The sequence below is a fragment of the Acinetobacter sp. MYb191 genome, from assembly GCF_037572605.1.
GTDB classification, from domain to species: Bacteria; Pseudomonadota; Gammaproteobacteria; order Pseudomonadales; family Moraxellaceae; genus Acinetobacter; species Acinetobacter johnsonii.
The window spans coordinates 161,774-175,018 of record NZ_JBBGZP010000013.1 but is presented as its reverse complement, the minus strand read 5'-3'; the positions used below and the strand labels follow the sequence as shown (position 1 = coordinate 175,018).

The window sequence follows — 13,245 nt, the reverse complement described above, 5'->3', positions numbered from 1 at the left end:
AGAACCGCCTATGTCTACGCATACCAATACAGCACTTGGCATTAGCTTAAATGTCACGGCCTCGGTATTATTTGCTTTAATGTTTGCCTATACCTCACTTTTGGGCACACTGGCAGGTACAGAAATTTACGGCTGGCGCATTATATTGACTATTCCATGTTTAACACTTTTTATTTGGCTCAAAGGCAATTGGTCTCAGGTGGTTGTTATTTATCGTCGTTTCTACCAAGAGCGCTTTTTCTTTTTAACGCGAATTTTATCTTCGTTTTTAATTGGAATTCAGTTGTGGCTGTTTATGTGGGCACCCAGTCATGGCTATGGATTGGATGTTTCACTCGGTTATTTTATTATGCCGATTAGCATGGTGATTGTCGGTCGCATCGCATTTAAAGAGCGGATGTCACGCTTTCAGCAACTGTCCTGTATTTTTGCAGTGCTGGGGATCGTGAATCTCTTGGCGATTTCTCAAACACTGAGTTGGCCTACTCTGCTGATTTGCTTAGGTTACCCGATCTATTTTTGGCTCAGACAAAAAACGAAGACGAATAATATAGGTGGACTTTGGTTTGACATGATGCTGAGTCTCCCAGTTTGTATTTTCTTTATCCTGCAAGGCAGTATTGTCACAGAAAGCCTATCTGAAAGTTCACATATGCTTTGGCTCATTTCAGGACTTGGACTAATCAGTGCACTGGCTTTGGCATTTCAGTCCTTGTCTGCCCCGCATTTAAACTTAAGCCTGTTTGGACTGTTGGTTTATGTTGAACCGATATTGTTAGTGACCGTTTCAATCGCCTTAGGGGAAAGCATTACTTCAGCAGAATGGCCAACCTATATCGCCATTTGGCTCGCAGTTTTTACCCTCATGCTGGAAGGATTACGCAGCTTTAAAAAGAATCGTAAACTTGCAACATAGGCATTTTTTATGCATATTTTCCTCTAGATAGCTTAAATTTAGCCGTCTAGACATGTTTTGGTGCTGAATCGAGAACTGACTTTCTGATTGTATTTAAATGGCTATTTGACTCCGCGAGTTACGTGCTGACAATTCATATTTAAAACGACATAGAGTGAATTACAGCGAACCTTTTAAATGATGATGCTGCCTCACAATACTATTCAATAAGCTAGAGAAGTTGATTGCAGGTTGGCTATGTAAATCCGCTTTAAACGCAATACCGAGTCCAATGGTTGCAGTTTTATTTTTTAGGTATTTATATTTAATCCCTTCAATTTTGAGCTGTTGGGTGGACTCAGGCACCAAAGAAATCCCTAAGTTCGCCGCAACCAACGATAAAATTGACACAATCTGAGGCGCTTGCTGTCCAATTTTAGGAGTGAAGCCATGCTGTTGGCAGCTATTTAAAATCGCGGCATACAGCCCGGCACTCACCTCTGGTGGTGAGACAATAAAGCTTTCATACTTAAATTCTGCCAAATCTACCACCTCATCTTCTGCGGGATATTGAATCGGTAAAGCAGCAATCAATTTTTCATCGATCAAATTACGAATCGTAATGGCTTTAGGATACTGCGCAGGTGGTCGTACAATTGCAATGTCTAATTCATTATTCAATAAACTTTCAATCAAAATCAAAGAATTGGCTTCTTTTAACACCAAATTCACCTGAGGATATTGCTGTTGAAATGCTTGAATGGCTGTCGGAATTAAAGAGTTTAAAATTGAAGTGCCTGTAAAGCCAAGCCGTAGTTCTCCCAATTCACCATTTGCCGTACTTTGGGTCAATTTCACCGCATTTTTCAGTTGGTTCTGAACAGGCAAAACCATTTTAAGAAAAGTTTCCCCTGCTGATGTCAGAGCTACACCATGCGAATAGCGATAAAAAAGTTCTACACCAATTTCCCTTTCCAATTTTTTAATTTGCATACTCAACGGTGGCTGACTTATGCCAAGACGCAAGGCTGCTTTAGAGAAACTTTGCTCTTCCGCGATAGCAATGAAATATTGAATATTGCGCAACTCCATATATTAAAGCTATACCATTATTGAGTTATATATATTATACATATACAGGTATAATTCTTAAAATAAAGCTTCTCTCCATTTTAAATCAGCTAAGTCATGAAACTGAGCTCTTCACTAGAAGCAGATTGGTCTACTTCTCAACAGCCGATTCCACAGACCATTAGCCAAGGTACAGTTGAATATAAAAGATCGGGCATAGCGCTGTTTTTGTTGGGCTTTGCCAGTTTTTCACTGATCTATTGCGTACAACCCTTACTGCCCAACTTAAGTCAGAGTTTCCATATTGCACCCAGTGCAAGCGCACTAGCACTGTCCTTAACTACAGGCTTTTTAGCTATGTCGATCGTACTATCCAGTGCCTTTTCACAAACATTGGGCAGAAAAGGTCTGATGTTTTTCTCTATGCTTTTGGCTTCTATACTCAATGTGGTATGCGCGGTTTCACCGAGTTGGCATGTGCTCATGGTTTCAAGAAGCTTAGAGGGTTTTGTTCTAGGTGGAGTTCCCGCTGTTGCAATGGCTTGGATTGCAGAAGAAATTAGTCCCAAAAACTTAAGTAAAACCATGGGGCTGTATATTGCAGGCACAGCATTTGGCGGCATGATGGGACGTGTTGGCATGGGCATTTTGACCGAGTTTTTCTCATGGCGTATTTCCATGGCCATTCTCGGCGGCATTTGTCTGTTCTGTGCATTTGGTTTTTTGAAACTTTTACCCAACTCACGAAATTTCATTGCCCAGCAAGGTATCTCTTTTAAGTTCCATCTACATGCATGGTATGCACACTTAAGTCATACACGGCTGTTAAAAATCTATGGGATTGGCTTTTTACTCACCAGTGTATTTGTCACGCTGTTTAATTATGTGACCTTCAGACTCTTTGCAGCACCGTATCATTTAAGCCAAACCCAGATTAGCCTGATTTTTTTATCTTATAGTTTGGGTATTATTTCCTCTTCGATTGCAGGCCATATTGCAGACCGAATAGGCAAAAAGCAGGTAATGATTTTAGGCTTTTTGTGCATGCTCTTAGGGGTACTACTCACGCTTTCTGCCTCGTTGTTTTTGATTATTCTCGGGATTGGCTGTGTGACCACTGGCTTTTTCATTGCCCATGCCATTGCCAGCAGTCGTGTTGGAGAGCTCGCAACATCCAATAAAGGTCATGCCACTTCTTTATATCTGCTTTTTTATTATTTGGGTTCAAGCATTGTGGGTGCGTATGGTGGAAATATCTGGCAAAGCCATGGCTGGAATGGCATCGTTATATTAAATATTTTTCTGATTCTAATTGCACTCATCGTTATTTTTTCGATAAAACCACTTCATTCTCCATCTGTTACCCATTAGGAAATCTACATCATGCAACAACACTTATTTGTTTACGGTACTTTAGGGCCAAACAAACCCAACGCTCATATTTTAGAAGCGATTGGCGGTACATGGCGCAAAGGTTCTGTGAAAGGTTTGCTTAAGGAAGCAGGTTGGGGAGCAGAACTTGGTTTTCCTGGGCTGATGCTGAGTCCAGCTGGATCAACTGTTGATGGAGATATGTTTAGTTCAGAGCAATTAAATACGCTGTGGAACAGCTTAGATGAGTTTGAAGGAAGTGAATATCAGCGTGTTTTAACTGAAGTCACTTTAGAAAATGGGCAAATACAACAGGCTTATGTTTATGCGTTGAACCCAAATACATAAAAAGCATGACATCATATCGTTAGTATATAAATGTTGTGCATACATCGAAAAATTAGCGGTATTTGAATGTTATTTCCTAATATTCAAGTACCGCTAATTTTTGAATCCTTGATACGTATTATCAAACTCATGCAAAGTTCTGTTTTTCTAACCATGCCTGCAACCCAGACCAACTTTTAAAATCATCCACCGCACGTACGATACAATTTGGATTGCGCTCTAATAGCATTTTACTTAAGACACAGCCCGGCCCAATTTCTAAGACAACATCAGGCTGATTTTCTTGTATTGCACTTAAACAAGCATCCCAATCAATCGCATGATTCATTTGGTGAATCAGCGCATTAACTGCATCCGTAGTCTTAAAAAACTTATGTCCACCCGAACCACTAATCATGGCCGTGCATAAACCAGCAAAGTCTTGCTGCTGTAAAACCTGTTGATACGGGTGAACCGCAGCATCCATACAGACGGTATGCGATGCTATGGTGACATTCAAGCGTTTAACAAAACGTGTTCCTCGCAATTCAAGTTGCTGAGCCAGCTGCTGTAAATTAGCATCAGCCCCACCCACGACAAAACTACTATCACTCAGTTTGATGGAAAGTGCTGTTGACGTTTCAGTCAATAACGGTTCAAGCGTATTGAGATTGATGCCCTGAATAGCCATTAAGCCACTTACGTGCTGAGTGGCTGAAGACATCAACGAGGCACGCTGCTGGGCTAAATACAGGCCTTGCTCTAGGCCTATCTGGGTAGCACAAATGAGTGCGCTTAACTCTCCGAGTGAATAACCTGAGAAGCTCATAAGGTCTTCAATCTCAGGTTTTAACTTTTGCCAACGACACCATTGCAAAGCAAAAATAAAAGGCTGCGCGAACTCATTCGGATACAGATCCGCTTCGGTTAAACCTGAACAAAAGAGTTGCGGCAAATGCCGCTCTAAAATATGTGATACATGAAGCTCATCTGCCATGCTGAGCAGTTCTTGTACATGCGCTAAGCTTTGGAGTCCTTGCCCACTAAATATGATTGCGAAATTCATTTTCCACCTTCAGCAGGAACAAAGTCACCCCCAATAGATCGGCACTGCCCCCTGGACTTAAACGATGCAGAACGAAATAATCTTCCACTTTAGCCACATCTTGCATCCAATTGTGTTGTAACACACCGCCACGGCCCAAAAACTGCTTGGCTAGATCCTGCACAATATACAAGGCTGATAAACCACCGCGCCAAACAATATTGGTATCTTGTACATAAGCCATCAGACTGAATAAAGTCTGAATTGCAGCCTGTTGTGCATTGGCCGTTTGGGCATAAGTATCAATATACGTTGGTAAGGCAACTTCCATCACCGTTTTAAAACCTGAAGCCACTTCTTCAATCGCCCCTGTGATGCCATATTGACTACGCATACGTTGCCCGTGGCTGTTGGGATTTCGCTCTAAATGATGTAACAGTTCATCCTGCCAAGTGCTTTGAATTTTTTGACTGATTGAGTCTGCACTCAACGAACTATCAGTTGCTAGACATTGCCCTACTGCCGCGCTGGCAAAACCCAAATTAAAAATTGCCCCTTTATGGGTATTGATCTGCTGAGTGGCAGTCATCATTTTTTGTTCAGCTAAAATGCCACACTGTCGAATCTCTTCAAAATCGACATCGCGATACCCATTCAAACATTGCGCCTGAAAATAGCCCTGTAAAGCATCCACACTACATTGGAACAAGCTAAAGTCCATATCCCGATGACTGCCCTGCGAACTTGGACAAACCAAACCGGGCTTATGTTCTAAACTGGTTTCATCCAATAACGCCATACATGCCAAACGGTCTAATGTTTCAGCAGTAGTGATAATGCTTGGGCATAAAACTTCATGTGGTTGTAGCATCTGCATATTCCAGCTTCCCTTCGAATAATTGTTCTAATCTCAGCATCTCGACACGCTGAATTCCTTTTACGATCACTTGCTGTTTCATTTCAGGAAAAACCGCAATTAGTTCATTAAATGACACATGCCAGTCTGGATGGATTTGAATCTCGCCATCTAACTGGATAGAACTCTGGGCTTGGACTTGTTGAATGAACTGTAAAATTTCTGGTACATCATGTTGATGCTGTGGATACAACAACACATCTAAGTCTGAAGTCGGTCTGACATAAGTCTCCTGCGTAAGAGACTGGTAGGCATAGGAGCCATAGACATACACTTTGCAGCCCAATTGTTCTAAATTGTCTGCAAAATCAATCAACACTTTAGGTTGTCGGATCTGCGATTCAGCTTCGAGCAACACCTTTAGAGAAAGCGGTCGAGTAATCCGCTCAATATTGTGTTTCTCTACGAAACATGCCACACGATATTTATAACCCTCAACCAAGCAGTTGATCGCCAGCTTCACTTGTCCCACATCCACATCTTCCTGCCGACAAACGGTCATTGGGATATGTTGGTTCAACAACTGATACACCTTTTGTTTCACCGTTTCTGGTAAAGAAACATCTAAAAAATGTAAGGTTACTGAATCACGAAGATAAGCTAAGTCATGACGATCCATATCTGCTTCCTTAACTGTGGACAACTTTCTCGATGATGGTATTACACAGCACACGCCCTTGACGCTGCTGCCCCACCACACGGCGTTGATCTGTCAAATAAGTATCAAGATGATGTTGTTGATTTAACAAGGCTTGGCTGACCCAGTCTGTCTCCAAATCTGGCCAAATGGCATTGATTGCGCCCATTTTGTAAAAGTTTTCTGCCCCTGGGGCAAAAATAGCTGAGCTTTGCGACAACTCTTTTAACTTTTCGACTGGAATTTTAGTGACTCGTGCCATCGCGTTCAGATCCATGACTTTGACCTGAGAATCACTGAGTGCATAGACTTCGTTTGCCATGAGTCCATAGGATAGGAAGCCGCCACTGACCGCTTGACCGAAAATAATCGCGAGGTTGGCATGTCCACTTCTGCGCAGTAGGTCAACACAAGATGCCAAATGCGCGAAGGTACGGTTGAGACACAACAATTCATCGGCACGTGATAAATCTTGTCCTTGCGTATCTACAATAAAGACCACGGGAGTTTGATTGCCTTGTTGTACCAATTTCAAAATTTCTGAGGATAATTGAATGGCAATGTCTTGATTAATGGGTGCTGCATTGACTGTGCCGAGAATCCGCACTGGACCTGCGTCCGTCTGCGCATTGCCCTTAATCACATAACCTTCGATCTGATAATCCAGTTGACGCGGAAACAACTGTTGTAAAAGTAATTCTGTATTCATGAGCTCATCCTTGCTTTAACAACACAACTTCATGGGCAGACAACATCGGAATTTTTTCTGGCTGTGAAATTCCCATGTCATGCCAAATCTGTAAACCATCATTTTTACCAAACCAACGCTGGTACTGTTGCTCAAGCTGTTGCTGCTGTTGCAATAATTGTTCTAAGTCTAAAGGAGTGACCTTAGCGTCTAGCTGCGTTAAAATCGCATCACGAATATCGGCAATATCATCCTCAACTAAAGCCTGTACATGGCTCAGTAAATAACGATGTTTACCGCCAGTCACGCGCCAAACCAAAGCACGGTCTTTCGAGTCAAACTCTTCTACGCCTTTAACTGTTTCAATCACTTCTGGGCCAGACAGTGCCAAACGCCCTTCTTCCGTCATGATGATGGCACTGCTCAAACAGGCACTGATACCCATACCACCAAAGGCGCCACAGGTGCCACCAATCACGGTAATAATGGGAATCCCAGCATTTCGTACCTGCAACATGGCACGCATAATTTCGGAAATGGCAATCAGACCTGCATTGGCTTCATGCAGACGCACACCGCCTGAGTCGACAAAAAACAGCACCGCTTGCGCTTGATCTTGAATGGCTTTATGTAAGAGACCGACAATTTTCGCCCCGTGGATTTCACCCACAGCCCCACCCATAAATTGACCTTCTTGCGCCATGATATGTACAGGTATTCCGTTTAAACGCGCTGTACCAATAATCACGCCATCATCAAAACTACCTGGAATATCCAAAGCAGACAGGTGTGGGCTGACTTCAATTTCAGTCGGTTTGAGTATTTCATTAAAACTCTGAGCATCCACAACTGCTTGAATACGCGCACGTGCAGTTTTTTCATAAAAACTGTTTTTGAGCATCACTTGATCCATGTTCTATACTCCTTTAAACATAGATATTGCTTGGCTTAAGCGCAGGTTCACCACCGCTGGGGTCGCTCCCATATCATTTAACTGAAATTTAAGCCCTGCCACCGCATGACGTTGCGCAAATTCATTCAGTACAGACTGCCAAACATGTTGAAACCCTACGGCTGATGTCGTGACTTCAATCTGACAAATATCCGCCTGATCATGCTGTGAAACCAAGACTTCTAAATTTCCAGAACCGACCACACCACAAATGACCGCCGCTTGTTCAGCGCTCAGCGGTGCGGATTGCAATTCAAATTTTAACTTTTCCATGTCGATCACCAGTTTCTAAAGCGACTTGGGGGACTATATAAACCACCCGACCATTTAACTAAATCTTTCACCGACTTTGCCGCCAACAAATCACGACTGACCTGTGTTGGATCGATACCCAAATCTTCTGGACGTTGAATAATGCCGCGCTGACGTAACTCTTCCACTTTGGCCTCATCACGCTGCATACCGACTGGCGTATAACCTGCCACACCGCGAATAGCTTGTTCACGTTCTTCAGGTGTGCGACATAACAGTAAGTTAGCAATACCTTCTTCAGTGACAATATGCGTTACGTCTTCGCCATAAATCATGATTGGCGGAAGTTCGCTCTCCATTTTGTCTTGTAACTGCCACGCATCTAACTCTTCAACAAAGACAGGATGCATATGTTCACGGTACGTTTCGACCAATTGCACCACCAACTTACGCCCTTTAATCAGTTTTCCATCGACTGCTTCACGGCCTGCTTTGGTATAGGCATAACTGGCATGACGGCGTCCATGTGGGTCAGAGCCCATATTTGGTGCACCACCAAAACCAGAAATACGGTCTACAGTGGCGGTTGAACTGTTGCCTTGTAAATCAATCTGTAAAGTCGAACCAATGAACAAATCACACGCATATAAACCCGCGGTTTGACTAAAGGCACGATTGGAACGCATGCTGCCGTCACTGCCTGTAAAAAACACATCTGGACGTTCTTTAATATAGTCTTCCATCCCGACTTCGGAACCGAAGCTATGGATCGATTCGACAAATCCACTTTCAATCGCTGGAATTAAAGTCGGGTGCGGATTCAAAGCCCAATTGGTACAAATCTGCCCCTTTAGTCCTAAGGATGCTCCATACGTAGGCAATAACAATTCAATTGCCGCAGTATCAAAGCCAATCCCATGATTTAAACGTTGAATTTGATATGGTGCATAGATGCCTTTAATCACCATCATCGCCATTAAAATTTGCACTTCAGTAATTTGTGCAGGATCACGGGTAAATAATGGTTCTATATAGTTGTACTTGGGACTTTCAATATAAAAATCGACCCAATCCGCAGGTACATCGACACGCGGTAACTTATCGACAATTTCATTGACCTGCGCAATCACAATGCCGCTTTTAAATGCTGTCGCTTCAATAATCGCGGGCGTATCTTCGGTATTCGCACCTGTATAAAGGTTGCCCTCACGGTCAGCCGCATGTGCCGTAATCAAGCAGACATTTGGCGTCAGATCGATAAAGTATCGCCCATACAGCTCTAGGTAAGTATGGATCGAACCAATACTGATTTTTTGCTGCTGAACCAATTGTGCTAGACGTAAACTTTGTGGGCCTGCAAAGGAGAAATCGACCTTAGAGGCAATGCCTTTTTCAAAGACATCAATATGACTGGGTAAAGCCAATACCGACTGCACGATATGTAAGTCATGAACCACTTCTGGATTACACTGACTTAAACTCTTTGACAAAAAGTCGGCCTGCTTTTGGTTATTACCTTCTAAACAAACGCGATCACCACTGGAAATTACCGTTTCCAAAAGTTCAATCACCCGAGCATGCTCAACTTGTTTTGCAAAGCCTTTTTCTTTGGCAAGATTCAACTTTTCTTGTCTACGGGTGCGCTGCTTATCCCATAAGCGCGTCTTAACCATTTGGTTCATGGGGTCACCTTTATGCTGTGCTTAGCCGAAGATGGCATTAATTGTGAGAAAAAATACAGAGGGGCCAAGTAAACAACCAAGACCGGTATAGAAGGTTGCGACCAATGCACCATAGGGTACTAAACGCACATCAGTTCCTGCTAAACCTGCTGCTGTACCACTGGTCGTCCCCGCCATTCCACCAAAAACCATGGCAGAACGTGGACTTTTGAGATACATAAATTTTGCGAATAACGGTGTACCCACCATGAAAAACACCGCTTTAATCAGACCAATTGCAATCGATAATGCAATCACTTCTGAGCTTGCACCAATGGCTGAACCCGTTACTGGTCCAACGATGTAGGTCATCGCACCTGCGCCAATCGTGGTCATCGAAACGGGATCTTTATAACCCATCAACCACGCGACCATTGCACCAATCAAAAATGGAATCACGCAGCCAAGTGCAAGCGCGATCAAGCCCACCTTTCCTGCTTTTTTCACTTCTTTGACGTCGACTTCAAACGCCGTTGATGCAATGGCCAAGTCACGAATCATGGCACCACCGAGTAAAGCAAAACCTGAGAAAATGGCGATATCTGAAATGCCCTTTTCACCTTGAGTATAAATCCCAGCGAAATAAGCCAAAACTAGCCCCATGGTGATGGCTATAGCTGAGCTTTGTAACTTCCCTTTGGTGAGATATTTCGACAAAAGATGTGACACATACATCATCAAACCAGTCACTGCGAGCGCCGCGACGAGGGCGTTTTTGGTAAAAACCGTAATTATTTCTTCCATTGCGTTTCTTCCTTGTAACCGTACAACTGATTGTTATTTCGTGTTAAGACAACACCCTTGTCCTTAAGCGGCTTTTTCAGTTGGCTCTACAGCCCATTCATAGCTTTCATAGTCGCCACTGGATTTATTTAACCAACGAATCACCAAGACGGTACCAATCAAAGACGCAACCGAAACAATCAGACCCAACATCCCGCCTGACATAGCAGCAACGACGTTTTGGCCTGCCGACATTGCAACGACAATTGGGATATACATACCTGACCAGTACAACACACCAAATTGAGTCACTTGCGGTAAGTGCCCGCGTTTAGCTAACAGTTCCTTCGATAGAATTAATAAAATCATGGCGATAGCCACACCACCTACATTGGCTTGGACACCGAGTGCAACTCCGAGAACATTGCCTAGATAAACACCAAGTAAATGGCAGATTGCCAATATGGCTGTTCCGTAAATAATCATTGCTGAATCCTCCCTGGATCATGCAGCGCTTCTAATAATCTGACTTATAATTTGCTATAGTTATAGCTTATCTGTATCCAGTGTACAATGTTTTGTACTCAAATAAACATAAATTGTATACAATTTTTGGTGATGTATGACTTCAATTGCGGAACTTCCTCTTTCTATTCAAATTAGTAAAAAGTTAGAGGATGATATTATTTATGGCTTTTTCCTACCCGGGACTAAGCTAGATGAACAAGAGCTTTGCGAACGCTATGGTGCTTCACGCACCCCGATTCGTGAGGCATTAAAGCTATTGGCCGCTGAAGGATTGGTTGAAATTCGCCCACGTCGTGGCGCAATTATTCCAGCTATTAACTCACTCACCCTTTGTGAAATGTTTGAGGTGATGGCTGAGTTAGAGGCCATGTGTGGACGTTTAGCAGCACGGCGCATTCAACCTGAAGAAAAGCAAGAATTACAGCGCTTACATCAGTTATGTCAGGACTATTTAAATCAGAACGACTCAGAAAATTATTATGAGGCCAACCGTTTATTTCACTTTGCCATTTATCAAGCCAGTCATAATGCCTTTTTAATTGAACAAGCGTGTACCTTGCACAAACGTTTACACCCGTACCGTCGCCTACAACTCCGCGTTAACCATCGAATGAATCATTCATTTTCAGAACATAGCGCAATTTTAGAGGCCATTTTTGCAGGGGATGAACAAGAAGCTGAGGCTTTGCTGAAAGCACATGTGGTGATTCAAGGTGAGAAATTTACGGACTTTATTTCAACCTTAGAGCATTTAAATACTTAACTAGAATCAGGACTTGTTTGAGCTGAGTTGTTCAGGCTTTTGATGTTTAGCTTCATATTTAAGACCATTCATGTAGCGAAGATAAATACCAAGAAATACGTATCGATTTCTTGGTATTTTTTCTTGATGAGTGCCTTGATTAGAGCAGTATCAGATGCATCTCCCTCCTAGAAACTCATCGAGTTAAAATTAAGAAATGGCTTGAACGATGCGCAACTGCCCTGCGTATGATGATGTGATATAGAAATCAGCACTCAGATGACATATGATGTCTTATATCTAGTTTTATGTTGAATACTTCTTATGTCGACTCTCAAAGTAACCTGTGCCGAAAAATATGTCTTAATTGATCAAGCATTTCAATTCGATTTTCCTGTGCAATACAGCGAATTTCAGCAACTCGATCAAGAACAGTTTCAAACACAAGTCCATGATCAAGATGTCATTATCATTAGTGATTTAAATGTTAACGAACAAGTTTTAGCCAACAACCCCAATCTAAAGCTCCTAGCACTCTGCTCAACTGGCTTTAACCACGTCAATCTGCCTCTGCTCAAACAACATGGCGTTCAAGTCTGTAATATTCGTGGTTATGCGGGTGATGCTGTAGCAGAACATGCATTTACTCTAATGATCAACCTAATTAAAAACTTTAACCAACAAGTTGATGGCGTTAAACAAGGTCTCTGGTCAAATGGCAACAGTTCATTTTATCTTGCTGCCCCAATGGGTGAACTTAAAAACAAGACCCTAACCATCATGGGTAAAGGTGAAATTGGCTTATCGCTAGCGCAAAAAGCCGAAGCATTTGGCATGAAAGTCATTTTTAGTGAGCGTAAAAATGCGGCGCAATGCCGTGATGGATATGTGCCATTTGAGCAAGCTGTACAACAAGCAGATATTTTGTCTTTACACTGTGAGTTAAATGTTGAAACTCAACATATGATTGATGCTTCAGTCTTTGAACGCATGAAAGAAAAAAGTATTCTGATTAATGTCGGTCGTGGTGGCTTAGTGCATGATGCCGACCTGATTGCAGCAATTGAAAGCAAAAAAATTGCAGGTTTTGGTGCTGATGTATTAAATCAGGAACCGCCTGCCGATGACCATCCGCTACTCCAACTGCAACGCCAGCATGCCAATGTCATGATTACTGGACATATTGCTTGGGGTACAGACGAAGCACAGCAACGTTTGTTTGACATTTTACAAAGTAATATCAATCAAAATATGCAAGGTGTTAAGCAAAACCTTGTTTAAATAGATCATGCTTCAATAGACTTTGCATCAATAAAAAAAGCAGCAGACTCGAATTAAGTCATGCTGCTTTTTTTATATCAGAACTTTAATCGTCGT

General features: G+C 42.5%; 15 protein-coding genes. 5 read left to right on the top strand and 10 right to left on the bottom strand.

Annotated elements, in window-relative coordinates; all coding sequences use genetic code 11:
* Nucleotides 1-10 precede the first annotated feature (10 nt).
* Nucleotides 11-916, top strand: coding sequence for an EamA family transporter RarD (rarD, locus tag WH214_RS07785; RefSeq protein ID WP_339421543.1), 906 nt, complete (start codon nt 11-13; stop codon nt 914-916).
* A gap of 159 nt (nt 917-1,075) precedes the next feature.
* Here the strand turns inward: rarD and WH214_RS07780 are convergent, their stop codons facing one another.
* Nucleotides 1,076-1,987 carry a LysR family transcriptional regulator gene (locus tag WH214_RS07780; protein ID WP_339421544.1) on the bottom strand — a complete coding sequence of 304 codons (912 nt, stop codon included), beginning with the start codon at nt 1,985-1,987 and terminating at the stop codon, nt 1,076-1,078.
* A 96-nt stretch (nt 1,988-2,083) separates the two neighbouring features.
* Between WH214_RS07780 and WH214_RS07775 the strand changes: the two genes are divergently transcribed.
* Nucleotides 2,084-3,337, top strand: coding sequence for an MFS transporter (locus WH214_RS07775; RefSeq protein ID WP_339421546.1), 1,254 nt, complete (start codon nt 2,084-2,086; stop codon nt 3,335-3,337).
* 12 nt (nt 3,338-3,349) lie between these two features.
* Nucleotides 3,350-3,685, top strand: coding sequence for a gamma-glutamylcyclotransferase family protein (locus WH214_RS07770; RefSeq protein WP_339421547.1), 336 nt, complete (start codon nt 3,350-3,352; stop codon nt 3,683-3,685).
* Between the two features lie 127 nt (nt 3,686-3,812).
* Here WH214_RS07770 and WH214_RS07765 read toward each other — a convergent pair whose 3' ends face one another.
* From WH214_RS07765 to madL, 9 genes are all read right to left on the bottom strand, one after another.
* Nucleotides 3,813-4,730: an acyltransferase domain-containing protein gene (locus WH214_RS07765; RefSeq protein WP_339421548.1), complete on the bottom strand. Its 918-nt coding sequence runs from the start codon at nt 4,728-4,730 to the stop codon at nt 3,813-3,815.
* Nucleotides 4,708-5,586, bottom strand: coding sequence for a triphosphoribosyl-dephospho-CoA synthase MdcB (mdcB, locus tag WH214_RS07760; protein ID WP_339421549.1), 879 nt, complete (start codon nt 5,584-5,586; stop codon nt 4,708-4,710). The genes WH214_RS07765 and mdcB overlap by 23 nt, the downstream gene beginning before the upstream one ends.
* Nucleotides 5,564-6,244: a malonate decarboxylase holo-[acyl-carrier-protein] synthase gene (gene mdcG / locus WH214_RS07755; RefSeq protein ID WP_339421550.1), complete on the bottom strand. Its 681-nt coding sequence runs from the start codon at nt 6,242-6,244 to the stop codon at nt 5,564-5,566. Before mdcG ends, mdcB begins: the two co-directional genes overlap by 23 nt.
* A gap of 10 nt (nt 6,245-6,254) precedes the next feature.
* The gene (gene mdcE / locus WH214_RS07750; RefSeq protein WP_339421551.1) at nt 6,255-6,971 is read right to left on the bottom strand and encodes a biotin-independent malonate decarboxylase subunit gamma; all 717 of its coding nucleotides are present in this window, start codon (nt 6,969-6,971) and stop codon (nt 6,255-6,257) included.
* A 4-nt stretch (nt 6,972-6,975) separates the two neighbouring features.
* On the bottom strand, nt 6,976-7,863 hold the full coding sequence (locus WH214_RS07745) for a biotin-independent malonate decarboxylase subunit beta (protein WP_339421552.1): 888 nt from the start codon (nt 7,861-7,863) through the stop codon (nt 6,976-6,978).
* 3 nt (nt 7,864-7,866) lie between these two features.
* Nucleotides 7,867-8,175 (bottom strand): malonate decarboxylase acyl carrier protein, encoded by a 309-nt coding sequence (mdcC, locus tag WH214_RS07740; protein WP_016166424.1) that lies wholly within the window; start codon nt 8,173-8,175, stop codon nt 7,867-7,869.
* A 5-nt stretch (nt 8,176-8,180) separates the two neighbouring features.
* The gene (gene mdcA / locus WH214_RS07735; protein ID WP_339421553.1) at nt 8,181-9,836 is read right to left on the bottom strand and encodes a malonate decarboxylase subunit alpha; all 1,656 of its coding nucleotides are present in this window, start codon (nt 9,834-9,836) and stop codon (nt 8,181-8,183) included.
* 21 nt (nt 9,837-9,857) lie between these two features.
* Nucleotides 9,858-10,619, bottom strand: a complete 762-nt coding sequence (madM, locus tag WH214_RS07730) for a malonate transporter subunit MadM (RefSeq protein WP_168158472.1) — start codon at nt 10,617-10,619, stop codon at nt 9,858-9,860.
* A 63-nt stretch (nt 10,620-10,682) separates the two neighbouring features.
* The gene (madL, locus tag WH214_RS07725; RefSeq protein ID WP_332478020.1) at nt 10,683-11,084 is read right to left on the bottom strand and encodes a malonate transporter subunit MadL; all 402 of its coding nucleotides are present in this window, start codon (nt 11,082-11,084) and stop codon (nt 10,683-10,685) included.
* Between the two features lie 136 nt (nt 11,085-11,220).
* Here madL and WH214_RS07720 point away from each other — a divergent pair, with 136 nt between their 5' ends.
* Nucleotides 11,221-11,889, top strand: a complete 669-nt coding sequence (locus WH214_RS07720) for a GntR family transcriptional regulator (RefSeq protein WP_218288171.1) — start codon at nt 11,221-11,223, stop codon at nt 11,887-11,889.
* Nucleotides 11,890-12,192: 303 nt separating this feature from the next.
* Nucleotides 12,193-13,149: an NAD(P)-dependent oxidoreductase gene (locus WH214_RS07715; RefSeq protein WP_339421554.1), complete on the top strand. Its 957-nt coding sequence runs from the start codon at nt 12,193-12,195 to the stop codon at nt 13,147-13,149.
* The last annotated feature ends 96 nt before the right edge of the window (nt 13,150-13,245 follow it).

Coding starts and splice junctions, on each gene's coding strand:
- rarD (WP_339421543.1), top strand. CDS start 11: ATGTCTACGCATACCAATACAGCACTTGGCATTAGCTTAAATGTCACG.
- WH214_RS07780 (WP_339421544.1), bottom strand. CDS start 1,987: ATGGAGTTGCGCAATATTCAATATTTCATTGCTATCGCGGAAGAGCAA.
- WH214_RS07775 (WP_339421546.1), top strand. CDS start 2,084: ATGAAACTGAGCTCTTCACTAGAAGCAGATTGGTCTACTTCTCAACAG.
- WH214_RS07770 (WP_339421547.1), top strand. CDS start 3,350: ATGCAACAACACTTATTTGTTTACGGTACTTTAGGGCCAAACAAACCC.
- WH214_RS07765 (WP_339421548.1), bottom strand. CDS start 4,730: ATGAATTTCGCAATCATATTTAGTGGGCAAGGACTCCAAAGCTTAGCG.
- mdcB (WP_339421549.1), bottom strand. CDS start 5,586: ATGCAGATGCTACAACCACATGAAGTTTTATGCCCAAGCATTATCACT.
- mdcG (WP_339421550.1), bottom strand. CDS start 6,244: ATGGATCGTCATGACTTAGCTTATCTTCGTGATTCAGTAACCTTACAT.
- mdcE (WP_339421551.1), bottom strand. CDS start 6,971: ATGAATACAGAATTACTTTTACAACAGTTGTTTCCGCGTCAACTGGAT.
- WH214_RS07745 (WP_339421552.1), bottom strand. CDS start 7,863: ATGGATCAAGTGATGCTCAAAAACAGTTTTTATGAAAAAACTGCACGT.
- mdcC (WP_016166424.1), bottom strand. CDS start 8,175: ATGGAAAAGTTAAAATTTGAATTGCAATCCGCACCGCTGAGCGCTGAA.
- mdcA (WP_339421553.1), bottom strand. CDS start 9,836: ATGAACCAAATGGTTAAGACGCGCTTATGGGATAAGCAGCGCACCCGT.
- madM (WP_168158472.1), bottom strand. CDS start 10,619: ATGGAAGAAATAATTACGGTTTTTACCAAAAACGCCCTCGTCGCGGCG.
- madL (WP_332478020.1), bottom strand. CDS start 11,084: ATGATTATTTACGGAACAGCCATATTGGCAATCTGCCATTTACTTGGT.
- WH214_RS07720 (WP_218288171.1), top strand. CDS start 11,221: ATGACTTCAATTGCGGAACTTCCTCTTTCTATTCAAATTAGTAAAAAG.
- WH214_RS07715 (WP_339421554.1), top strand. CDS start 12,193: ATGTCGACTCTCAAAGTAACCTGTGCCGAAAAATATGTCTTAATTGAT.